General features: G+C 55.6%; 18 protein-coding genes and 1 pseudogene. 13 read left to right on the top strand and 6 right to left on the bottom strand.

Features of this window, described 5'->3' with window-relative positions; genetic code table 11:
- The first annotated feature begins 10 nt into the window (after nucleotides 1-10).
- Entirely contained in the window at nucleotides 11-559 is a 549-nt protein-coding gene (locus INT19_RS05830) for a 1,2-dihydroxy-3-keto-5-methylthiopentene dioxygenase (protein WP_193060083.1), read from the top strand.
- Between the two features lie 85 nt (nucleotides 560-644).
- Here the strand turns inward: INT19_RS05830 and mtnK are convergent, their stop codons facing one another.
- Nucleotides 645-1910: an S-methyl-5-thioribose kinase gene (gene mtnK / locus INT19_RS05825; RefSeq protein ID WP_226912312.1), complete on the bottom strand. Its 1266-nt coding sequence runs from the start codon at nucleotides 1908-1910 to the stop codon at nucleotides 645-647.
- Between the two features lie 128 nt (nucleotides 1911-2038).
- On the opposite strand from mtnK, the gene INT19_RS05820 reads away from it, so the two are divergent.
- Entirely contained in the window at nucleotides 2039-2323 is a 285-nt protein-coding gene (locus INT19_RS05820; RefSeq protein WP_089040686.1) for a YrhK family protein, read from the top strand.
- A gap of 12 nt (nucleotides 2324-2335) precedes the next feature.
- On the opposite strand, the gene INT19_RS05815 is transcribed toward INT19_RS05820, so the two are convergent.
- Nucleotides 2336-3091 (bottom strand): DeoR/GlpR family DNA-binding transcription regulator, encoded by a 756-nt coding sequence (locus tag INT19_RS05815; RefSeq protein ID WP_319021976.1) that lies wholly within the window; start codon nucleotides 3089-3091, stop codon nucleotides 2336-2338.
- Nucleotides 3092-3236: 145 nt separating this feature from the next.
- Here INT19_RS05815 and INT19_RS05810 point away from each other — a divergent pair, with 145 nt between their 5' ends.
- The 5 genes from INT19_RS05810 to INT19_RS05790 are packed head-to-tail and all read left to right on the top strand — an operon-like array spanning nucleotide 3237 to nucleotide 8502.
- Nucleotides 3237-4217 (top strand): ABC transporter substrate-binding protein, encoded by a 981-nt coding sequence (locus INT19_RS05810; RefSeq protein WP_193060082.1) that lies wholly within the window; start codon nucleotides 3237-3239, stop codon nucleotides 4215-4217.
- Between the two features lie 2 nt (nucleotides 4218-4219).
- Nucleotides 4220-5920, top strand: coding sequence for an ABC transporter permease (locus tag INT19_RS05805; protein WP_193060081.1), 1701 nt, complete (start codon nucleotides 4220-4222; stop codon nucleotides 5918-5920).
- The gene (locus tag INT19_RS05800; protein ID WP_089040682.1) at nucleotides 5908-6966 is read left to right on the top strand and encodes an ABC transporter ATP-binding protein; all 1059 of its coding nucleotides are present in this window, start codon (nucleotides 5908-5910) and stop codon (nucleotides 6964-6966) included. Before INT19_RS05805 ends, INT19_RS05800 begins: the two co-directional genes overlap by 13 nt.
- Entirely contained in the window at nucleotides 6963-8045 is a 1083-nt protein-coding gene (locus tag INT19_RS05795) for an MBL fold metallo-hydrolase (protein WP_193060080.1), read from the top strand. The genes INT19_RS05800 and INT19_RS05795 overlap by 4 nt, the downstream gene beginning before the upstream one ends.
- Nucleotides 8046-8055: 10 nt before the next feature.
- On the top strand, nucleotides 8056-8502 hold the full coding sequence (locus tag INT19_RS05790) for a phosphatase domain-containing protein (RefSeq protein ID WP_089040680.1): 447 nt from the start codon (nucleotides 8056-8058) through the stop codon (nucleotides 8500-8502).
- Here INT19_RS05790 and INT19_RS05785 read toward each other — a convergent pair.
- The 3 genes from INT19_RS05785 to INT19_RS05775 all read right to left on the bottom strand — a co-directional run bounded on the left by INT19_RS05785 (nucleotide 8499) and on the right by INT19_RS05775 (nucleotide 11465).
- Nucleotides 8499-9662, bottom strand: coding sequence for an MFS transporter (locus tag INT19_RS05785; protein ID WP_193060079.1), 1164 nt, complete (start codon nucleotides 9660-9662; stop codon nucleotides 8499-8501). The genes INT19_RS05790 and INT19_RS05785 overlap by 4 nt on opposite strands.
- The gene (locus INT19_RS05780; RefSeq protein ID WP_193060078.1) at nucleotides 9653-10657 is read right to left on the bottom strand and encodes a GlxA family transcriptional regulator; all 1005 of its coding nucleotides are present in this window, start codon (nucleotides 10655-10657) and stop codon (nucleotides 9653-9655) included. The genes INT19_RS05785 and INT19_RS05780 overlap by 10 nt, the downstream gene beginning before the upstream one ends.
- A 118-nt stretch (nucleotides 10658-10775) precedes the next feature.
- Complete coding sequence (locus INT19_RS05775; protein WP_089040677.1) at nucleotides 10776-11465, bottom strand: GntR family transcriptional regulator; 690 nt, start codon at nucleotides 11463-11465, stop codon at nucleotides 10776-10778.
- Between the two features lie 156 nt (nucleotides 11466-11621).
- Here INT19_RS05775 and dctP point away from each other — a divergent pair, with 156 nt between their 5' ends.
- The 5 genes and pseudogenes from dctP to INT19_RS05750 all read left to right on the top strand — a co-directional run bounded on the left by dctP (nucleotide 11622) and on the right by INT19_RS05750 (nucleotide 17507).
- Nucleotides 11622-12620 carry a TRAP transporter substrate-binding protein DctP gene (dctP, locus tag INT19_RS05770; protein ID WP_193060077.1) on the top strand — a complete coding sequence of 333 codons (999 nt, stop codon included), beginning with the start codon at nucleotides 11622-11624 and terminating at the stop codon, nucleotides 12618-12620.
- A 100-nt stretch (nucleotides 12621-12720) separates the two neighbouring features.
- Complete coding sequence (locus tag INT19_RS05765; protein ID WP_193060076.1) at nucleotides 12721-13242, top strand: TRAP transporter small permease subunit; 522 nt, start codon at nucleotides 12721-12723, stop codon at nucleotides 13240-13242.
- Nucleotides 13243-13244: 2 nt separating this feature from the next.
- Nucleotides 13245-14593 (top strand): annotated as a pseudogene (locus INT19_RS19740) (TRAP transporter large permease).
- 11 nt (nucleotides 14594-14604) lie between these two features.
- Nucleotides 14605-15972 (top strand): malonyl-CoA decarboxylase, encoded by a 1368-nt coding sequence (locus INT19_RS05755; protein WP_193060075.1) that lies wholly within the window; start codon nucleotides 14605-14607, stop codon nucleotides 15970-15972.
- On the top strand, nucleotides 15969-17507 hold the full coding sequence (locus tag INT19_RS05750) for a malonate--CoA ligase (RefSeq protein ID WP_193060074.1): 1539 nt from the start codon (nucleotides 15969-15971) through the stop codon (nucleotides 17505-17507). Before INT19_RS05755 ends, INT19_RS05750 begins: the two co-directional genes overlap by 4 nt.
- A gap of 79 nt (nucleotides 17508-17586) precedes the next feature.
- Here INT19_RS05750 and INT19_RS05745 read toward each other — a convergent pair whose 3' ends face one another.
- On the bottom strand, nucleotides 17587-19182 hold the full coding sequence (locus INT19_RS05745; RefSeq protein WP_089040671.1) for a solute:sodium symporter family transporter: 1596 nt from the start codon (nucleotides 19180-19182) through the stop codon (nucleotides 17587-17589).
- A gap of 505 nt (nucleotides 19183-19687) precedes the next feature.
- On the opposite strand from INT19_RS05745, the gene INT19_RS05740 reads away from it, so the two are divergent.
- Nucleotides 19688-21715, top strand: coding sequence for a methyl-accepting chemotaxis protein (locus INT19_RS05740; protein WP_193060073.1), 2028 nt, complete (start codon nucleotides 19688-19690; stop codon nucleotides 21713-21715).
- The last annotated feature ends 1 nt before the right edge of the window (nucleotide 21716 follow it).

Raw genomic sequence — 21716 nt, 5'->3', positions numbered from 1 at the left:
AGAGCCTAGAATGTCGCAACTGAAAGTATTTGCTGATCAGAACCCTAACGATGCCCTGCTAGACATCACTGACGGCGAGCAGATGACTGCTGAGCTGAACAAGGTGGGGGTGTTGTTTGAGCGCTGGGCAACGCCGGGCGAGATTGCCGACGACGCCACCCAGGAAGATATTTTGGCGCTTTATCAAGACGACATCGACCGGGTAAAGGCCATCGGCGGCTATCAAACCGTCGATGTGCTGCACATGGTGCCCACGCACCCAGACAAAGACGCTATGCGCCAGAAGTTCTTAAACGAACACCGCCATCACGAAGACGAAGTGCGCTTCTTCGTTAAAGGCCAGGGGCTTTTCTGCCTGCATATTGAAGACAAGGTGTATCAGGTGCTGTGTACCCGCAACGATCTGATCAGCGTACCCGCGAACACACCCCATTGGTTTGATATGGGCCCAGCGCCAGAATTCACTGCACTGCGCTTCTTCGATAACGTGGAAGGCTGGGTGCCTCACTGGACAGAGAGCGATATCGCCGGGAAATTTGATCGCCTGGATCAGCTGTAAGTTGTGAATGGTGAATCGTAAGTTGTGAATGGTAGGAGGCAGCGTTAGCGTGCGAAGCGCTAACGCTGCCTCCTTTATTGGGCTCTTACAACACCTCTTGCTGGTTATACGCCCTGGCTAAATCCGCCAGTGCGGTAAGCTCACGATAGGCCTCCGGCTCCATTATTAGCGCTTGGCCCATCAGCACATTGCGTGCTTCAAGCTTGGCACGCAGCGCGGTGTCTTCGATCTCTTCAAAGTCAGCGTTATGGGCCAACGATAAAACTCGACGGTGCATTTCAATGCCGCAATAAGCTAGTGCATCCAGGCGAATCTCTTCAAGCAGCGCATCGCAGGCGTCATCGGCACTGTTTCCCTGGGCTTCAAACAGCGCCCGGGGGAACAGAATACCGGTGCGTTCGGTTTGCCACAGGTGGCGGAACTCGGCATCAAAGCGGGTAAAGCACGCTTCAATCACGTCAAGAATCCACGCTTGGTAGGCATCAAGCTCATCGGCTTGGCGGTGGGCGGGCTGGCTGAAATAGGCCATCAGGAAGTTGGCAACGGCCATGCCTAGATCAAAGGCCATTGGGCCATACTGGGAAAACTCGGGATCAATCACCCGCACATCCGACTCAGTGGCCATAATTGACCCAGAGTGCAAATCACCGTGCAACATGGTTTCCGTGTTCGCAGTGAACTTCATCAACAACCGCTGCACTTTAGCTTTTAAGCGCGCATTACGGCGCAGTTCATCCACTACCGGCGAAAGCTCTGGCGTATGGCGGTTCATTTCGGCGCCATAATAGGGGTCGGTAAACACTAGGGATTCGGTAATCGCAGGAATCGCCACGTTGCCTGAAAACAGCCCCACGTCGGCTTTCTTCTCGGGGCTGCTTAAGGAGAGTTCCGAGCCACGAAACGCCATGCGCGCACAGAATTCACCGATGGTTTCGCCAAGCTGAGCAACCCGCTCACCGCTGATCAGTTTGCGACGCAGAATCGTGTGCGGGTAAAGGTACTCCATGACAATCAGCGCTTGGGGCTTGTCGAAATAGAACACCTCAGGGGCGATGCCCGGCGCACGCTGGGCTTGGCGTACCAGGGCGTAATACTCAAAGTGGGCGCGATAAAGTGGCAGCGGCCAGCTCTCACCGACCATACGCACATAGGGTAGCGCTTGTTTTACCACCACACTTCCCGCACTCCCCGATACAATGAATACCAAGTTGAGATTGCCATCCCCTACTTCGCGGATCTGCCACTGCTCAGGGTTGGCGCCCACTCGGCTTGCCACTGCCTCGACACTCCCCAACCGCTGGGCCAGAGTATCTACCTCTAACGCTTGATAGGCCTGTTCGTGTGCCACCATTTTATTCCTCACGAAAAATGCGTTTTTATTTGTCACACTGGGGAATGGTTGTCAAACACCTTCATACGCAAGCGTAGCGAAACTGTCATAACACGATTAGCACAGCAACCGACGACAAGGAGAGCACGATGCAGCGTCAGCAAGACCCATCAACAAACGATTGGACATTTACTATTGGTCATCGCGAGCTAATCGTTCACCGTCGTTATGAAGTACTAAGCATAATGAACGACTTCATGATTGGCATTTGGTTTACTATCGGCAGCATCTGCTTTTTTTACAGCGGCACGATACTGACCGTCGGCGTATGGTTATTTGTGCTTGGTAGTGTACAGCTCTTGATACGCCCAGCGATTCGTTTACACCGCTACGTCTATTTTAAGCAGTTACCCGATACTGATCACGATGCTTAAGATGTCTCATCGTTAGCTTAAAAATCGCACTCCTCTCGCGGCCAGCGGGCTGCGCAGCCTATCCGGTAGCGGGCTATCAGTAATCACCGCATGATAGTCAGCAAGCTGGCCAGCGGCACAGCGCAGCGGTAGGTCGAATTTGGTTTTATCCAGCACCAGAATGCGATAGGCGGCATGGGATAGCAGCGCTTCGCGGGCCATAACTTCGTCATCATTGTAGTCATATAAATGGCCATCACTGTCCATGCCGCCCACTGAGACAATGCCGACATCCACCCGGTAGCGTTGAAAGAAGCGCCAGGCATCGCCGCCAATCACATCTTGATCACGCCGCCGTACCCGCCCACCCGCTACCACCAGCTCGCATTCCATGGTGCACAGTTTGATGAGTGCGTGCAGGTTATTGGTCATAATCTGCAGACCTTGCTTATCGCGTAAGGCGTCAGCCAGTTGCTCTACCGTAGTGCCCGTACCTAAAAATAGCGATTGGTGATGCTGAACCAGCGAAGCGGCCTGGCGGGCAATCTGACGCTTACCCGCTTGATTAACGATTTGGCGCTGATCGTAGCCAATATTCTCCTGATCGGGAAATGGCAACACTTCTCCGTGGCGACGCAATACCAGCCCTTGCTCAGCCAAGACACGAACATCCCCACGCAGTGTTTGTATCGACACATCAAACTGGCCAGCTAGCGATTCCAGGGGCTGGCGACCTTGCTGGCGCACCTGTGCCAACACGGCACGGCGGCGCTCGTTTAATCCTATTATTTTCTTCACGTTGGCGACCACCTTAGTAACGAAAGCCTTTTTTTGACAGGCGAAAGCCTACCGCCATCAAACGAAAGCGTAGTGTCACGATGTTGTAAGGCGATGACAGTAGTGTGATCAGTGTTCACCTACTGGAGGTTTTACGATGTTGAAGCGCTCACTGTGCACTGCCGTTACGCTTGCAAGCTTTGCTCTATCGTCGTCACTGCTCGCTGATGACAAATTGGTGCTCTATACCAGCCAACCGAATAGCGATGCCCAACAAACCGTGGATGCCTTTCAGGCCGCCTATCCTGATATTGAGGTGGAGTGGGTACGCGATGGCACCACTCGCCTGATGACTCGCCTACGCTCAGAGCTTTCCGCGGGTGTCAGCAACCCAGACGTACTATTAATTGCTGACAGCATGACCATGACCTCACTCAAGCAGGAGGGCCATTTGCAGGCTTACCTCAGCCCAGAGCGGGAGGCTTATGATGAGGCGCTATACGATCCGGAAGGCTACTTCTACGGCACCAAACTGATCACCACAGGGATTGTGTATAACACCGCTGCCGAGCATCAGCCGCAGCGTTGGCAAGATCTGACGGGGCCTGACTATGAAGGCCTTGTCACAATGCCAAGCCCGCTCTATTCCGGCGCAGCGCTGATTCATATGGCAGCGCTGAGCGACAACCCCGACCTTGGAATGGGCTACTACGAGGCGCTGCAAGCTAATCGTGCAGAAGCTCAGGGCGGGAATGGCGGCGTGTTCAATGCCGTTGCCTCAGGCACGAAGCCCTACGGCATCGTGGTGGATTTCCTGCCGATTCGCGAGGCCGCCAAGGGCTCGCCGGTTGAGTTTGTCTTCCCTGCAGAGGGCGTTAGTGCGGTCACCGAGCCTGTCGCAATCATGCAGGGTGCCAACAACCCGGACGCCGCGCAGAAATTTGTCGATTTCGTGCTTTCTCAACAAGGCCAGGAACTCGTCAGCCAGCAAGGCTACCTGCCTGCCCACCCGGCTGTTGCACCGCCTGAAGGCTTTCCCGCTCGTGATGCTATCCAGCTAATGCCGATCAATATTGAGCAAGCACTGGAGCAGGAAGAGACGTTGAAGCAGCGCTTTAGCGACCTGTTTGGCGGCTAACCATGACACCGTCGCTTAACGTTGGCAGCCAGCACCGCTGGCTGCTCAGCCTAATCACACTCACGGTGGTGCTATTAAGCCTAGCGCCTAGCCTGCGGCTACTGGCTGAGGCACTTAGTGACCTTGGCCAGGGCAGCGAATCACCGCTATGGAAGGTGCTTAACGCAGCGAGTACTTGGCGAGCGCTGTGGCACAGTGTGTATACCTCGGGCCTTGGCATGTTGATTGCGCTGGTGCTGGGTAGCCTATTCGCCTTCGTGATTACGCTGACCGACATCCGTGGCAAAGCGTGGCTTGTGTTCTGCTTTATGCTGCCGATGATGATTCCTCCCCAAGTGACGGCGCTGAGCTGGCTACAGCTGTTCGGCCCCGCCAGCCCGTTGCTGAAAAGCATTGGTATGGCACCGCCACTGGGCAGCCCTCAGCCGCTCTACTCAGCGGAAGGCATTGCGCTGTTGCTGGGAATTCAAAGCGCACCGCTGGTCTTTTTAGCGCTGCGCACCTCACTGATCTCACTCCCCCGCGAGCTTATCGAAGCAGCCCGCATCAGCGGCGCGCGCCAGACCCAAGTCTGGGGGCAGATTATTTTGCCAGTCACTCGGCACGGTTTAATTGCCGGAGCGGCGATGGCGTTTATTTCTAGCCTGGGCAACTTCGGCATTCCTGCCATGCTGGGGATTCCTGCGGGCTACTACGTGTTACCGACACTGATCTACCAGCGTATGGCTAGCTTTGGTACTGGCGTGCTGGCAGAAATGGCAGCGCTATCGTTATTGATTGGTGTGCTGGCACTGGCAGGCGTTGCCTTGCAGCAATACTGGCTGAATCGCAGCCGCTTTGGCTTAGGCGGCCATAGCGGTCGCTCTCATGACTTTACCCTGGGCCGCTTTCGGCCAGCGGTGACGACCGTACTCGTCGGCGTTTTATTGGTGATTCTCGTCGCACCACTCGCGGCGCTGGTGGTCAGCTCATTGGTGCCCGCCATGGGCGTTCCCCTCAGCTTCGATAGCGTGACGTTAAACGCTTATCACGAAGTGATTGGCCGCCAAGGCGCCACCTGGCGCGCTGTACGCAACAGCCTATGGCTAGCAGGCGGTGCCGCGCTGGTGCTTATGCTGTGCAGCCTGCCGCTAGCATATCGCCTGCAGCGACTCCCGCCCCGTCTCCAGCAGTTGACGCTCAGCGCTATTGAACTGCCCTACGCACTACCTGGTGTGGTGCTGGCGATCGCCTGCATTTTGCTGTTCGTACGCCCTCTGCCGCTGATCAACGTTGCGCTCTACGGCACGCTCGGGCTGATCTTTGTGGCCTATCTGGCGCGTTTCTTAGTGGTATGCCTCAAACCCGTTAGCGCCAGTTTGGCTCAGCTTGATCCCTCCTTGGAAGAAGCCGCACAACTGGCGGGGGCAGGCCCGTGGCGGCGGCTAACCACGATCGTACTGCCACTGATTGCACCATCGCTATTTGCCGGGGGGCTGTTGGTCTTCCTGCTGGCGGTGAACGAGCTGACGGTATCGGCACTGCTTTGGAGCGCTGGCAACGAAACGCTGGGCGTATTGATTTTTAACCTTGATGAGGGCGGTGAGAGCGTGCTGGCATCTGCGGTATCGGTACTGGTGGTCTTGATGGTCGCCACGCTGATGCTGTCGCTCAGCCTGCTCGCCCCTCGTTTACCCAAAGGAGTCGTGCCATGGCAGGGCTAGCAATTCAACAGGTCACCAAACAGTTTGGCGACCATCGCGCGGTCAATGACCTCTCGCTAGAGATTGCACCAGGGGAATTTGTGGCACTGCTGGGCCCCAGCGGCTGCGGTAAAACCACCATGCTACGTATGCTGGCGGGGTTCGAAAATGTCACTGGCGGCGAAATACGCCTGAACGATACGCTGCTAGCCAGCCGCCATCACCATGTACCACCAGAGCAGCGCAACATGGCGATGGTGTTTCAGTCATACGCGCTCTGGCCGCATATGAACGTGGCCGACAACGTCGGTTACCCACTCAAACTGCGCCGCATTCAGGGCAGTGAATATCAACGCCGAGTTGCTCATGCACTGGCTCAGGTAGCCTTGGAACCCTATGCACAGCGTTCGCCACAGGAGCTAAGCGGTGGTCAGCGCCAGCGGGTCGCGCTAGCCCGCTGTCTAGTGACCGACCCTGCGGTTGTACTGCTGGATGAGCCGCTGGCCAATCTAGACCGTAATCTGCGTGCCTCCATGGAACACAGCTTTGTGGATTTCCACCGCCGTACCCGCGCGACGATGGTGTACGTCACTCACGATCAAAGTGAAGCCATGGCGATGGCGGACCGCATTGCCGTAATGCGCGATGGGGAGCTAGTACAGTGGGCAACGCCCGAAACGCTTTATCGCCAACCGCGCAGCGAATGGGTGGCCAGCTTTATCGGTCAAGGTAGCCAGTTGGCCATTGCCAACGGCGCGCCAGGGCAGCGGCTAACGGAAAGTGCCCTGATGCAAGGGCTGGCTGCGGCACACAGCTCCCGCTCCCAAGCTGCACGTCAACCCGTCCTGGTTCGCCCCGAACATATTCGCGTAGACGCCCAAGCTCCCAATGAACATGACCTCACCGGGCGCGTCGAGCGGCTGACCTTTCGTGGTGAACGCTACGAGTTACACCTGCGTCTGCCCAGCGGCGAAGCCTTGCTGGCTTACCATCACCACGCGCTTGAAGAGGGCCAACAAGTCGCTCTGCGGCTATTAGAAGGCTGGTGTCTGGAGCCTGACCAATGAGCACTCGTATTCATCTATTAAGCGGGCTGGGGGGTAAAGGCCCCGCCGCTATCGTGGTCGAAACCAACGGCAAACGGCTGCTGCTGGACGCAGGAGGCGCGCTGCACCCTGGGGAGCCTATCACCTGGGCAGATGGCTTGGGCGTAGACGCTATTCTGATTAGCCACGACCATATTGACCATATCGGTGGCGTTGCCGAACTGCCCGATACTATCCCGCTCTACTGCACGCCCTTAGTCGCCAACACATTGCCTAAACACCGCGCTTGGCAGCCTTTGCCAGCACGCGGAAGCCTTATGGTCGAAGGTATCAAGGTGACCACCGGCCAAGCAGGACACTCGCTGGGTGGCGTTTGGCTGCACTTGGACGTGGATGGCGGCATTTTCTACAGCGGCGATGCCTGTTTTGAATCCCGCTTGTTTCCTTTCGATATACCGCCACCTGCACGCACGGCGCTGCTGGACGCTTCCTATGGCAACTATGACCAACCCCAGGAAAGCTGCGTGCAGGCTATTCGTCTGCAGCTTGACCAGCCGTTAGTATTACCGACGCCTGAAACAGGGCGCGCCCTGGAAATGGCCCTGTGGCTGTCGGAAGAGGCCGACCGTCGTCAGCTCCCTTTCGCCATTGACCCGATTATTCGCGATAACCTCGCCGCACTGCTAGCACTGCCAAGCGACTTACGCCGCCCAGGTCTCGACAGTGCGATTAGCACACTGCTAGAACGGCAGAATGCTTCGCAGCCAGCGCTGCAGTTGGTTAGTGACCGCAATGATACGCCCGACCAATGGCCCAATTACCAGCTACTGCACACCGGTTACCTAACACCTGAACGCCAAGTTCAACTCGCCGCAGGCGAGATAAGCTGGCAACGCTGGAATGTGCATCTGCGCGCCTCCCACCTAGTAGCGCTTGCCGATCAGCTTGCTGCCACTCAGGTAGTGCCGCTATTTACCCCGCTGACTGGCAACTGTTTAAGCGAATGGCGTCAACGTCTGGGACAGCGGCTACGCATCCATCACACCTTAGAGCTTCAACCGCATATGGCCACGCGCCCTACCGCCCATTTAACCGTTTAGGAAATTAATAATGTCCGCAGTGATTGTTGATGTTGACGGCACGCTTGCCGAATTCCATCCCACCGACGTACACGAGTGGGTTCTTGGCCCCGCCAAGCAGTGGGATCCTTTTTTTGCCCATATGGCTGAAGCGCCGGTGATCGACGCGGTGGCCAAACTGGTTAAGATCCTGAAGGCCCAAGGCCAGCAGATCGTGATTTGCAGCGGCCGTCCGGATAGCCACCGTGAGCATACCCAGCGCTGGTTAGAGCGCCACACCATTCCCTTTGATGCGATGTACCTGCGCCCGCAAGGCGATGACCATGTAGATGATGAAGAGGTGAAAGCCGCGCTACTCAATCAAATGCGTAGCGACGGCTTTGCGCCTTGGCTGGTGCTGGATGACCGTGACGCGGTAGTCGCCCAATGGCGCGCACTCGGACTTACTTGCCTGCAGTGCGCACCGGGAGATTTTTAAGCGCTTGCCAGCCGGATTCGGTGCTGCCACACCAGCACCACCAAGGGCACCAGCGCGACGGGGATTAATAGTAGGTTAAGCATCGCCCAGCCCAAGCCGCTAACCAAAGGCCCAGCGAACAAGGCGGTCACCGCCGCGGTGCCAAACACTAGAAACTCGTTGGCGGCCTGGGTGCGCGCTTTATCCACCGGGCGGTAGCTCTCAGTGAGCAGTCCGGTGGCGGGTAGGAAGGTAAAGTTCCAGCCCAAGCCCAACAAAATCAGCGCTACGTTGAAACCGACTAAACCGATTCCCCACTGAGCAACCAAAGCACTGGCTACCAGCAGCAGGCAACCTGCCACAATGACTTGTTTGGCGCCGAAGCGGGTGGCCAAATGGCCAGTAAAGAAGGAAGGCAAGAACATCGCTACCACGTGCCACTGAATGGTCATTGAAACGTGGTTAAAGTGGTGGCCAGCTCCCTCCATGGCGAGCGGTGTGGCGGTCATCGCCAGATTCATCACACCGTAGCCGACCATCGCCGCGCTCACCGCGACAATAAATCCGGGCTGGCGAAGTATCTTCCCTAGCGGCAGTGCGCTGCCTTCGCAGTGGGTGCGAGAAGCGGGCGGTAACCGTGTCAGCATCAATACCGCTAATGCCAACGCATAGAGCACGGCTAAACCCACGAAACTGCCCAGAAACGGCACCTCGCCCAGCTCACGGCTCACTCTGGCCAACCACGGTCCTGCAAACGCCGCCAGCACACCACCGCCCATCACCAGACCAATCGCCCGGTCACGCATCAATGCCGGAGCGGCCTCTACTGCGGCAAAGCGATACAGTTGACCAAAGCCAATGCCGATACCAATCAGCCAGGTGGCCAGTAAGAACAGTCCAAAGTGCTCACCCATCAGCGCCTGGACGGCAACCAGTGCGCCTACGAATCCCACTATATTGCCCAGAATAAAGCCACGCTTTCGCCCCAGTCTGGCCATGATTAGTGAGGCCGGAATAGTCGCGCACATCAGCCCCAGCCACTGGGTAGCGACAGGCGCTGTCGACCATGACGCGCTAGGGGCCAAGGACGCCCCTATCAGCGGTGATACGGCGATCAACAAGACATTGCCAGTAACCAGCAACGCCTGACAGAGCGATAATAGAGTGACGGTTAAAGGCATGAGAGGTTCTCCTGTGTGGCGCCAGCATGGGAAGAGGCAAAGCGTTGACGATAGACCGAGGGCGATACGCCGTAGTAGCGCTGAAACTGGCGGCGCAACTGCTCTGCGCCGCCCAGCCGCCAGCGTTGCGCTAGGCGCTCAAGGGAGAGCTGCTCGCGCTCATTGAGCAGCGCCAGGCGCGCTTGTTCAAGGCGTAGTTGGGTCAGGTAAGTACCCGGCGTAGTATTCAGATAACGCCTGAACAGCCGGGTTAAATGACGCGGGGAGACCGCCATTAGGTCGGCCATACTCTCAAGCCCGTGATCTACGCTGGGGTCGGCATGGAGTTGATCCAGCAGGCGGCGCAGCGGCCCCGCCTCTTGCTGGTGGCGCAGTATCTCGCTGAACTGTGACTGCCCACCTGGACGCTGCAAAAACACCACTAACTCGCGCGCCACTCGTCCGGCTAGGTCAGCACCGTGGTCCGCCTCTACCAGCGACAGCGCCAAATCAATTCCTGCCGTTACACCGGCGCTGGTGTAGCGGCCGTTGCTTTCGATATACAGTGCATCAGGCTCAACGCTTAGCGCGGGATACTCTTCGGCCAATTGAACTGCATGGCGCCAGTGGGTGGTGACGCGGCAGCCATCCAGCAGCCCTGCAGCGGCTAGTAAAAATGCCCCAGAGCAGATAGATCCAAACCGTCTCACCTCAGGGGCGACCTCAAACAGCACCTGTTTCACAGCGGCTATGTCACGCTGCTGCATCACGCCACTGCCGCCCGCCACCAACAGCGTATCCAGGGGCAGTAAATGCTTAAGCTGGTGGTAGCTGTGCGTCGCATGCACGGCTAAGCCGCTGTTGGTGGCTACTGGGCCAACGGCATCGGAGACCAGCGTCAACTGATAGAGCGGTTGAGGGCTTAACGCATTGGCGCTGGCAAACACCTGCCAAGGGCCACTGACATCCAACAGTTGGCAGTCAGGGTAAGCAAATAGGACAACATGGCGAGTCACAGTCTCTCTCCGCTAACGGGATATAGAAGCATGAGAGAGTGTCAGCGCTACGCCCGATGTCGGCAAGGACCATTACCCCACCGATTCGGACATCTTTATCAAAAACGATACATTAGGCTCAGCCCGTTCTCTCTATCTCTAATGGCGACTCCATCCTGCGTACGCTGGAAACGAAATCGCTAAAGCGCTCGCCCTGAATCAATACATGGTCGCTCAGTGCTTGCTGAGCAGCCACAGAGTCGCCCCGCTCAATAGCCTCGACGATGGCTTGATGCTCGCTGAGAGAGCTATTTACCCGTTGACGCACCTGCAGCTGTAGCCGTCGGTAAGGCTTTAAGCGCTGCTTCAATTGACGCGCTTCGCTGGCCAAAAAGGCGTTGTGGCTAGCGGTGTAGATACAGTCATGAAACCCTTCGTTTTCGTAGTAATACTCGTCGCTGTCACCAGCCAGCGCTGCTGCTTCGCAGCGCTGATGCGCTTCGCGTAACGCGGCCAGTTCGGCTTCGGTAATCCGCCGTGCCGCCAAGCGGCCGCACATACCCTCTAACTCCGCCATCACCTCGAACATCTCGATCAGTTGATCAATTCCCACTTTCGCAACGAAGGTGCCCTTCTTCGGCGAAACGGTGACCAAGCCGCTGGCGACCAGCTGCTGAAAGGCTTCGCGCACCGGGGTACGCGAGACCTGAAACTCTCGCCCTAAGGCTTCTGGATCCAGGCGCTCTCCCGGTAAACGACGGCCATTGATGATGTCATCTTCAAGAGAATCTCTTAATCGCTGAGCGTTAGAAAGCTTAGTGCCCGTCATGTTTCACCTCCTTGGATCACGACTCATGTTAGCCATTTTAATGCTGTCATATAGTTGACATTAGCATACGTAGCGCCTATTGATATATATATCAGGTCAACTGATAGATATATATAGCCAATCCAAACACACAACAACAACTGTTGGAGACGCCACATGCAACGCTATTTGATCTCAACTGCTGCCGCCCTTGGTCTCGCCATTGCGGCTTCTTCCCATGCCTCTGCCGATACCGTGCTACGCGCGTCGCACCAATTCCCCGGAGGGCAAGGGGATGTCCGAGACGAAATGGTGCAAATGATGGCCCGCCATGTCGCCGAGGCAGATGTTGGCCTGACGATAGAGGTCTACCCGGGTCAATCGCTGTTTAAAGCGCGTGAACAGTGGGGCGCTATCGCTCGTGGTCGCCTCGATATCACCTCGCTGCCGCTGGATTATGCCAGCGGACGGCACCCGGAGTTCTCTGCCACGCTGATGCCTGGCTTAGTGCGCAACCAAGCACACGCTCAGCGTTTGAATGACTCCGAATATATGGAGATGATCAAAGCGGTGATTCTAGAGGGCGGCGCTCGAGTACTCTCGGATGCGTGGCTATCGGGCGGTTTTGCCTCTAGCGAACAGTGCGTTACCTCCCCGGATACCGTCGAGGGCCAAAATTTCCGTGCTGCCGGACCTGCGTTTGAACAAATGCTTGAGGCCGCTGGTGCCTCTATTGCCTCCATGCCCTCTTCTGAGGTGTATACCGCCATGCAAACCGGTGTGTTGGATGCCGCCAACACCTCGTCGATGTCGTTTATCTCTTTCCGGCTTTATGAACAGGTTGAATGCTTGACCGAACCGGGTGACTTCGCGCTCTGGTACATGTACGAGCCGATTCTTATTTCCGAGCAGGTATGGCAAGGGCTTAATGAAGAGCAGCAGGCGGCGCTGATGGAAGCCGGAGAAGCCGCAGAGGCCTTCTTCGCTGAAGAGGCCGCCGCCATTGATCAGGAGATGGTCGACCTTTACGAGGAGAATGGCGTCGAGGTGGTCAGTATGAGTGAAGAGGACTACAACGCCTGGCTCGATATCGCCAAGGAAACTTCCTACAAAAACTTTGCCGACAATGTGCCCAATGGCCAAGCCATTATCGATGCAGCGCTGGCCGTCGAATAAGCAACCCACGAACGCCTAATGGCTCGGCTGCCCTTCGGGGTGGCCGTTTTCAACGGATGCTTGCTTAGCTTGGCGAGATAACCAGCTTGACGAGGGAAATATGGCACCTGCAACGACTCACAATGCCCTTGCTCGCGGGGGCATCATTGGCGGCTACATTCGCGTCATGGATAAGCTCTCGCGGCTTTCCGCCTATTTAGCCTGCGCCATGTTTATCGCTGGCGTATTAGTGATTTGCCAGATGGTATTTATTCGCTACTTACTCGGAATGAGCACCAGTTGGCAGACCGAATTCACCATTTTCTCAGTAACGGCGGCGATGCTGATGGGCAGCCCTTATGTACTGATGACCGGCGGCCACGTCGCGATCACGATTGTGCCCGATGCGCTGGGCGGTACTACCCGCACCATCATGCGTTTGATCGCTTCCCTGTTTGGATTAGGTTTCTGTGCCGCCCTGGCGTATGCCAGCTGGGTGTATGTTTTTGAGGCACTCCACGGCGGGTGGACGACGGGCTCCGTCTGGAATCCACCACTGTGGCCCGCCCTGCTGCCCATGGCCGTCGGCGCCACCCTGCTGTCGTTGCAGTATGTGGCTGAAATTCTGCGTGGGGAGAGTTAAGCATGGATCCCATTACCTTAGGCATTATTGTCGCCATCGCCCTGATTGGACTAATGGCCATTGGCACCCCTATCGCTTTTGCCCTCGGCGGTGTATCGCTGCTAGCACTGCTCTACGACCGCGGCCTTGCCGAGCTCACCTACTTCGGTGAAACCTTTTTTGACCGCATCGCCGAATTTGGTTTTGTCGCCATTCCGATGTTTATTCTGATGGGCGCCGCGGTAGCCTCCTCCCCCACCGGACGCGATCTGTATCGCTCGCTGGATCTATGGATGGGCAAGCTGCCCGGCGGCTTGGCGGTTTCCAATATCGGCGCCTGTTCAATCTTTGCTGCGCTCTCGGGATCATCACCGGCCACCTGCGCAGCGATTGGTAAAATGGGCATTCCCGAAATGCGCATGCGCGGCTACCCGGATGGCGTCGCGGCGGGGCTGTATTGCCGCGGGCGGCACCCTGGGCATCCTGATTCCGCCGTCGGTCACCATGATTATCTACGGTATCTCCACCGAAACCTCGATTGGTCGACTATTTATTGCCGGGGTGGTGCCAGGCTTTATGCTCGCGGGCCTGTTTATGATCTGGACGATGATCGCCTGCAAGCTGGCCGGTGGCTATAACAATTCCATGAACAATCCCATGGCGGAGTCCGTCGAACGGCTAAAGCAGAACGTTAAGCAGAATGTTGATAGCAACCTGAAAGCGCTCGTGCGTGTTCTGCCTTTCCTGGGCGTGGTCGCGGGCATCCTATTTGCCTTGTATGGCGGGGTGGCAACACCTTCAGAGGCGGCGGGCGTGGGTGCATTTCTGTGTTTGGCGCTGGCGATTCTGATCTACCGCATGTGGCAGCTGGGCCCAATCAAGCTGATTATGCGCGACTCACTGCGCGAAAGCGTGATGATCATGCTGGTGATCGCCACCGCCGAAGTGTTCGCCTACGCGCTCTCCTCCATGTTTATCACCCAAACCGTCGCCGCTGCGATTGCTGATCTGGAGATCAACCGCTGGGCGCTGATGGGGGGTGATTAACCTCTTCCTGTTAGTGGCCGGTTTCTTCCTGCCGCCTGTGGCCGTGATCGTCATGACCGCGCCGATTCTGTTACCCATCATCCTGGCGGCTAATTTCGACCCCTACTGGTTTGCGGTGATTTTGACCATCAACCTGGAGATCGGCCTGATCACACCGCCAGTGGGTCTCAACCTGTTCATTATTAAAGGTATCGCGCCGGATATCTCGCTGCGCGACATTCTGATGGGAAGCTTGCCCTACGCGCTATGTATGGTGCTGGGTATCTTGCTGCTGTGCCTCTTCCCGGGCATCGCGCTTTGGCTACCTAACTTGATCATGGGTTAAGGAGTTCGACCATGAACATGCTGTTTTTGCAGGAGCTGTTCAACAACATCACCCAGCGTGATGCGCTGTTGCGGCGCCGCCATCCCGAGAACTTAACGCCCGACCATGGGCAGTTGATTCATGCCTGTCAGAAATTGTTGGAAAGCGATGGCGAAGCTTCCAGCATCGCGCTGGCAAGCCGCGCCTTGGCGATTTATCAGCGCCTTTCGGCAGCTGAAAAAAGCAGCTTCTTTGCCCGCCTAACGACTGACTTTGCGGCCGAGCCCGGCCCCATTGACGCGGCCTATCTGGCGTATCAAGACGCTCGCGACAATCAATCGCTACAGCGCTTGTTTGAAGCCTGTGAGCCCCGTCGCCAAGAGCTTTTCCGGCGCCTAAATCTCGCCAGCGACGGCACCTATGAGCTGGTTAAAATGCGTGAAGACCTGCTGGGGTTGCTACGCGAACAGCCGGAATTAGCGGCTATCGACAACGATTTCGCTCACCTGTTCGGCTCCTGGTTTAACCGTGGTTTTTTGATGCTCAAGCGCATTGACTGGAACACCCCCGCCTCAATTCTAGAGAAGATCATCCGCTACGAAGCGGTACACGAGATTCAGGATTGGGACGACCTGCGCCGTCGGCTGGATGCCCGTGACCGTCGCTGTTTCGCCTTTTTCCACCCGGCGATTGGCGATGAGCCGCTAATCTTTGTAGAAGTGGCCCTCCACAAGGGCCTGCCAAGCCGTATTCAACCCATCCTCTCTGGCGAAAGCAGCTATAGCAAAAAAGGTATCGATGACCCCGAGGATGCTGACACGGCGGCGTTCTTTGGCATTAGCAACTGTCAGAACGGGCTGCGCGGGATCTCCTTCGGTAATTTTTTGATCAAACAGGTGGTGCAAGAGCTCTCCCAGGAGCTGCCGCAGCTTAAATACTTCGTCACCCTCTCGCCGGTGCCTGGCTTCGCTCAGTGGCTTCAGGAGCAGCGGGACGATGAGCAACTTCCCTCGTCGCTGCGTCAATCACTCAAAGGGCTTGAAACCCCAGGATGGCATCAGGACCAAGCCCTTGAGGAGCAGCTGAAAGCCGCGATTCGCCCACTGGCCGCCCGTTATCTGGCCGAAGAGAAAAACCGCCACGGCTTGCCACTCAATCCGGTGGCCCGCTTTCACCTCGGCAATGGCGCCGAACTGCACCGCATTAACTGGCTGGGCGATACCTCCGAGAAGGGCTTTAAACAAGCCGCAGGACTGATGGTTAACTATCTGTATGTGCTGAACGATATCGAGCGCAATCACGAAAACTATACCGCCAAGGCGGCCGTTGCTTGCTCAAATGAGGTGCGTGACCTCGCCAAACGCGCCCGCAAGCTGGCCAAGGGAGAGACCACCAAATGAGCTACAACCTATTTGAAACCTTTGCTGCCAAAATGCGCGAGCGCGCAGAGGCCGATTTTATCACCACCCGCGACGGCCGCCGCTATCGCTACGCCGATGCGCTAACCATCAGTGCGCAGCTTGCGGGTGCACTCACCGAGCTAGGCGTTAAGCAAGGTGACCGCGTCGCGGTACAGGTGGATAAAAGTCCTGAGGCGATACTGCTTTACTTGGCCTGCCTGCGCATCGGCGGCGTCTATTTACCCCTCAATACGGGCTATACCAGCGATGAAATTCGCTACTTTTTAAATGACGCCGAGCCAGCGCTATTTGTTTGTCGACCGACACTAGAAGAGCAAGCGCGGTTGCTTGCTGCTGAAACCGGCTGCCCTGCGGTGGCAACCCTAGGCAGCGCTGCCGATGGCAGCCTGATGGAAGCCGCCCAAGCGGCAACGCCAAGGCAAGACATAGTGGCGATTGGTCAGCGTGACTTGGCTGCGATTCTCTACACGTCAGGCACCACCGGGCGCTCCAAAGGCGCTATGCTAACGCACCAAAACCTCGCCTCTAACGCCGAGACCCTGGCCAAAGCATGGCACTTCAGCGCTGATGATCGGCTGATCCATGCACTGCCAATCTTCCACACCCACGGCTTATTCGTCGCTTGCAACGTCACCTTGATAGCGGGCGCCAGCATGCTATTCCTGCCCAAGTTCGATGCGGATGTGATTTTTGATGAGCTGCCCCATGGCAGTGTGATGATGGGCGTTCCCACCTTCTATACCCGGCTAGTTCAGGACGAACGACTAACCCCAGAAGCGACTGCCCATATGCGGCTGTTCGTTTCCGGCTCTGCGCCACTCACCGCCGAGACCCACGAGGCATTTGAAGCCAAAACAGGCCATGCGATTCTTGAACGCTACGGCATGACCGAAACTAATATGAATCTCTCCAACCCCTATGAAGGCGCCCGCCGAGCAGGCACCGTGGGCATGCCGCTACCCGGTGTGGAGATGCGCATTACCAATCGTGAAACCGGCGATGAGGTGCCTTTGGGCGAGATTGGCATGCTGCAGATTCGCGGCCCGAATGTGTTTATCGGCTACTGGCGAATGCCCGAAAAAACCCGTGAAGAGCTATTAGACGATGGCTTTTTCATTACCGGCGATCTCGCCATGGTCGACGAGCAGGGCTATGTGCATATTGTGGGCCGTGACAAGGATCTGGTGATTTCCGGCGGCTACAACGTCTACCCCAAAGAGGTGGAGCAGGTGATCGATGAGCTTGAGCAAGTCGCAGAATCCGCAGTCATCGGTCTACCGCATCCTGACTTTGGCGAAGGCGTTACCGCAGTGGTCGTTCGCCAGCAAGGTGCCGATCTTGGAGAAAACCAGCTTGAAGAGGAGCAAGTAATCACCCATTTAGATGGACGGCTCGCTAAGTATAAGCAGCCCAAGCGGGTCTTCTTTGTCGATGAACTGCCGCGCAATACGATGGGTAAGGTGCAAAAAAACGAGCTGCGTAAGCGCTTTGGAGATACCTACCGAGCGACTTAGCTCTATAACCGCCTTACAAACACTGACGCCCCGCATAGGCGGGGCGTCAGTGACAATATCTACGTTGTGTTAGCGGTGGTCAGCCAGCAAACGAGGCGTACATAATCACCACTAATACCACAAGCACAATGCCGGTTGGCACAGCGCCCTTCCAGGGAGTGAGATCGACATCGCCCGAATCTTCTTGCACCCAGGCGGTGGCGCGGGGACGCAGCTTACCAATGATCAGCATCACGGCAACCAACAGCACGAACACAGCGGCGACAAAGTGGAACTCATGCATCACCATCGGCAGCTTGTTAAACGGCGGAACAAAGTAGCCTGCTGCGATCAGCAAACAGCCCCCTACTAACGCTACTTTAGCCGCCATGGGAGGCACGCGTTTGGTCAGAAGCCCCACCAGAACAACCGCCAAAATAGGGATAAAGTAAATCGCGTTCATCTTCTGCAGGTAGCCAAATAGACTATCCTGGCCTGCCAACAGCGGCGCAATAATCATGGTCGTTACGGCCATAATCCAGCCAAATACCTTGCCTGATTTCACGACCTCTTCTTCAGTGGCATCTTTTTTCAGCACACCTTTATAGATACCCAGGCTGAAAATCGTGGTGGTACTGTTTAGCGCCGAGTTAAACGAGGAGAGAATCGCCCCGACCATTACCGCAGCAAAGAAACCTGTTAGGTACGGCGGCAACACGTTAAACACCAAGTGGCCATACGCTTCGTCCGCGCGAACGCCTTGGTCGGCGTAAAGGTGGTAAGCAATGATCCCCGGCAGCACCAGATAGAGCGGGCCTAACAGTTTAAAGAAGCCGGTCAGCAACACACCTTTTTGGCCTTCTGCGAGGTTTTTTGCCGCAAAGGTGCGCTGAATAATTTGCTGGTTCGTCGTCCAGTAAAACAGGTGTAGCAACAGGACGCCGGTAAAAATAGTCGAGAACGGCACCTGCTGGTCAGGACCACCTACCGAGTTAAATTTACTCGGATCGCTCTCTTTCAGAATGCTCCAGCCTTCCATGATGCCACTGCCATTGCTCACTGCCTGAAGGCCGAAATAAACGATGACAAAGCCCCCGATCAATAGACCGACGCCATTCAAGGTATCTGAGACCGCTACCGTACGCAGGCCACCAAACAGCGCATAGACCGCGCCGATGATGCCAACCGTCCAGACAGTGGCCCACAGCAGCGCCGTACTCGACTGAATGCCGGTAAGCCCTTGAAGATCAAGCATGCCCTGTAAACCAATAGCCCCTGAATAGAGAATGATAGGCAACAGCACAACGGCGTAAGCAATCAAGAAAATCACATTGGCAATCAGTTGAGTACCGTTATCAAAACGTATTGCTAACAGCTGTGGAAGCGTTGCGATTCCACTTTTAAGAAAGCGCGGTAGGAAAAACAGCGCCAGTGCTACCAAAGCGATCACCGCAATCACTTCCCAGGCCATAACACTCAGACCATCGGTAAACGCGGAACCGTTTAGCCCAACCATCTGCTCAGTTGAGAGATTGGTCATCAGCAGTGAGGCGGCTATTAGTGGAAAGGTTAGTGTCCTTCCGGCTAAGAAATAGCCACTCGTACTTCGGTGATCATCTCTACGCGTAATGCGCCACGTAACAAAGGCCACCAGGCCGGTAAAAAAGAGAAACGATGCCAGCGTTAGGGCATGCATGGGAAGGTCCTTGGGAGTAGTCGCTTATCGGCAGGCGACGCAGTGAATGTAGGTAAAATTACCAATATTCACAGGCATTCTAAGGAGATGAAACGATTCAACTATTATTCTTTAGTAGCAATAAAAAGAAAATAAGACGTTTTTTTACTACCTAAGTGTTTTTTACAAGTTGCTACGGTGGTTGATCACTACGGAAGGAGGGGCCAAGTCATAAGGGCTAAGTCACAAGTGCTAAGTCGCACGGATCAAGCCGCACAGTCCATGTCACAATGATGTTACTTTAGCGGCCACTCATCACGCTTGATTTCATCGCAAAGTGCATCACCTTTGTCACAGCATTTACCTGTCGAGTGACGTAGCGTTAATGAGAAAACTGGACAGCCTTCATAAAAGCCGCTGAAATCGTCATATGATAGGCTTCTTGTAACGTTATTTAACGCTAAGCAATCAGTGTTAGCACTTCCTACTTACTAGCGTCACCAGTTAACTCGGAGCAGAAGCGATAATGACAGCGCGTTGGAAATCCTTGCCATTACGGTTACGACTGTTTATCTCATTTGGAACGGTATTGGCACTGGCTATGCTGCTAGCGCTCTACCTGCAGGCCCGTTCACATAGCCAGGCGCGCTTGGAAAACTTGCTAAACGAAGAGCTGCCTAGTCAGGTAGAGGGCCTTGCCACCCGGCTAACGCTTAGGTTGAGTCCAGCGCTAGCGTTGTCAGAAAGCCTAGCCGACAGCTATTTCATTGAGCAGTGGGTGCGCAACGGAATGCCAGACACCGACCAGCCGGGCGTCATGCGCTATTTGTCACGTTTGATGGAACAGCTCGACACCGAACTGTTGTTTATCGCGGCTCAATATCAAGGGCGCGGCTACTACTTCCAGTACCGCGGTGGAGAGTTTCTAGAGCGGACGCTACAAGCGCCCGGCGGCGATGATGACTGGTACTATCAGTTTACCGATAGCGATACTGCTTATAATCTAAACCTAGACAGTGATACTTTCTCACCAGAAGAAGCGTTTGTCTTTTTAAATTTCCGTAGTCGTGAACAGGCACTCAATGGTCGCCCTCTTATTGTGGCTGGTGCGGGGCTGGATCTTTCTCGATTGGCGCAGCTAATTGAAGACTTCCGACTTGGCGAAACCGGCCGCGCCGCGTTACTCAATGCGGAGGGTGAGTTACTTATTCGCAGTGACGAGACGTCACTGGCAGCGCTTCAAAGCCAGGAATCAGCCAGCTTACTGCAAGATGAAAAAGAACTTCGTGTGCACGAAATCCAACGTGATAACCACACCTTTTTAGTCTCCACCCGCTGGTTACCCGAGCTGCAGCGCTACTTGATGGTTGAAGTTTCTAAAGAGGAGTATTTAAGCTCCATCAGAGAACGTTTTTTTGCATCGACGGGCTTCGGGCTTGTGATCCTCTTAGGTGGGTTGATTATTTTATACCCACTTACCGGCAGCTTGATCCGCCCCTTAACTCGCCTGCAACGCCAGCTTAAAGAGATTACCAACAGTCTCGATTTATCCCGCCGCGTAGACACCGATGATCAGGCTGAAATTGGCGATTTAGCGAATCAGACTAACGAGCTGCTAGCACGCTTATCTCGAACCATTATGGCGGTTTCCAACAACGCACTGGCACTCACTCAAGTGGCCGATCGCTTAGCGCAAACGGCGGGACTGTCGGGTATTCAAGGCGGGGACATTAGTCATGAAGCGAACCAGACGATGGCCGCCGCTGTAGAAGAAATGGCCTCGTCAGTGGCTGAGATAACCTCGACCATGGAGGAGCTTTCAACCTCATCTACACAAATCGCTGATCATTCGCAATCTGTGGTAGAAGTAGCCAATCAAACGCTTGAACGCAGCCGTAAGGGCAGCACAGCGATGCAACTGCTGCAGTCAAAAATGCAGGATATTCGCAGCGACAGCGAACAGAGCTTGACAGAAATCATGGCACTGGGCGCTAAGTCTAAACAAATCAGCAAGGTCATGGAGCTGATCAACACCCTTGCTGCGCAAACTAAACTGATTGCCTTTAATGCCGCCCTAGAGGCATCAAGTGCGGGCGAGTCAGGTCGCCGTTTCTCTGTTGTGGCAAACGAAATACGTCGCTTGGCAGATAGTGTTACTGACTCAACCCAAGAGATAGAAGGCCACACCGAAGAAATTCAAAATGCCATAAATCGTTTAGTTGTCGCCTCTGAAAAGGGAGCGTCTTCAATAGAGAAAGGCGTTGAGGTCAGTATTCATACCGCTCAAGACCTGGATGCACTACTCAAAGCGGCGAGCCAAACCAGTAGCGCAGCGCAGCAAATATCACTGTCAACCCAACAGCAGAAAACTGCTAGCAATCAGGTGGTTATTGCTTTGCGCGATATTGATACAGCCAGCTCACGTAATGCACAGTCAGTACGCAGCATTACCGAGATCAGCCAAGATATGATCAACATGTCGGCAGAGTTAAATGCGCTGGTGCAGGAATTTACCTTGGCTCAACAGGATGCAAACCACCAACGCCCTTCGTGAG

It is taken from the genome of Halomonas sp. 3A7M (assembly GCF_014897875.1).
Lineage (GTDB): Bacteria > Pseudomonadota > Gammaproteobacteria > Pseudomonadales > Halomonadaceae > Vreelandella.
Note: the sequence above shows the minus strand (reverse complement) of the source record. Positions and strands in the feature narration are given on the sequence as shown.

What these genes read in the sequence shown, in the direction of transcription:
- INT19_RS05805 (WP_193060081.1), top strand. Translation starts at nt 4,220, where the DNA reads ATGACACCGTCGCTTAACGTTGGCAGCCAGCACCGCTGGCTGCTCAGC.
- INT19_RS05830 (WP_193060083.1), top strand. Translation starts at nt 11, where the DNA reads ATGTCGCAACTGAAAGTATTTGCTGATCAGAACCCTAACGATGCCCTG.
- INT19_RS05740 (WP_193060073.1), top strand. Translation starts at nt 19,688, where the DNA reads ATGACAGCGCGTTGGAAATCCTTGCCATTACGGTTACGACTGTTTATC.
- INT19_RS05820 (WP_089040686.1), top strand. Translation starts at nt 2,039, where the DNA reads ATGCAGCGTCAGCAAGACCCATCAACAAACGATTGGACATTTACTATT.
- INT19_RS05785 (WP_193060079.1), bottom strand. Translation starts at nt 9,662, where the DNA reads ATGCCTTTAACCGTCACTCTATTATCGCTCTGTCAGGCGTTGCTGGTT.
- INT19_RS05795 (WP_193060080.1), top strand. Translation starts at nt 6,963, where the DNA reads ATGAGCACTCGTATTCATCTATTAAGCGGGCTGGGGGGTAAAGGCCCC.
- INT19_RS05810 (WP_193060082.1), top strand. Translation starts at nt 3,237, where the DNA reads ATGTTGAAGCGCTCACTGTGCACTGCCGTTACGCTTGCAAGCTTTGCT.
- INT19_RS05775 (WP_089040677.1), bottom strand. Translation starts at nt 11,465, where the DNA reads ATGACGGGCACTAAGCTTTCTAACGCTCAGCGATTAAGAGATTCTCTT.
- INT19_RS05800 (WP_089040682.1), top strand. Translation starts at nt 5,908, where the DNA reads ATGGCAGGGCTAGCAATTCAACAGGTCACCAAACAGTTTGGCGACCAT.
- INT19_RS05765 (WP_193060076.1), top strand. Translation starts at nt 12,721, where the DNA reads ATGGCACCTGCAACGACTCACAATGCCCTTGCTCGCGGGGGCATCATT.
- dctP (WP_193060077.1), top strand. Translation starts at nt 11,622, where the DNA reads ATGCAACGCTATTTGATCTCAACTGCTGCCGCCCTTGGTCTCGCCATT.
- INT19_RS05790 (WP_089040680.1), top strand. Translation starts at nt 8,056, where the DNA reads ATGTCCGCAGTGATTGTTGATGTTGACGGCACGCTTGCCGAATTCCAT.
- INT19_RS05745 (WP_089040671.1), bottom strand. Translation starts at nt 19,182, where the DNA reads ATGCATGCCCTAACGCTGGCATCGTTTCTCTTTTTTACCGGCCTGGTG.
- mtnK (WP_226912312.1), bottom strand. Translation starts at nt 1,910, where the DNA reads ATGGTGGCACACGAACAGGCCTATCAAGCGTTAGAGGTAGATACTCTG.
- INT19_RS05750 (WP_193060074.1), top strand. Translation starts at nt 15,969, where the DNA reads ATGAGCTACAACCTATTTGAAACCTTTGCTGCCAAAATGCGCGAGCGC.
- INT19_RS05755 (WP_193060075.1), top strand. Translation starts at nt 14,605, where the DNA reads ATGAACATGCTGTTTTTGCAGGAGCTGTTCAACAACATCACCCAGCGT.